Genomic DNA, 263 nt, shown 5'->3' on the forward strand with positions numbered 1-263 from the left:
CACATGGGTAACCCCACACTACCATCAGCGCGAAGAGGTTTCACTTCTGAGTTCGGGAAGGGATCAGGTGGTTCACTCTTGCTATGGTCGCCAGCACAACTGTTTACGGAGACTTGCATTGGTCTTACTCACGATAGTGATGCACTGCGTTTTCCGAATCTGTAACAGATTGGGCTGTATTGGGTCTGAATTTTATTGTTTAGCGTTAACTAAATCAAGATCAGTCTGAATTGACTGATTGGATTTGAATCGATTGAGCATAC

Annotated in this window: 1 rRNA gene; it reads right to left on the bottom strand. The window is 44.5% G+C overall.

The annotated features are described in order from the left end of the window. Positions 1–95, bottom strand: a 5S ribosomal RNA gene (rrf, locus tag ACEO2X_RS14505); the annotation flags it as partial. Positions 96–263: the final 168 nt, after the last annotated feature.

The organism is Acinetobacter sp. AL9, from assembly GCF_041464035.1.
Classification (GTDB): Bacteria; Pseudomonadota; Gammaproteobacteria; order Pseudomonadales; family Moraxellaceae; genus Acinetobacter; species Acinetobacter towneri.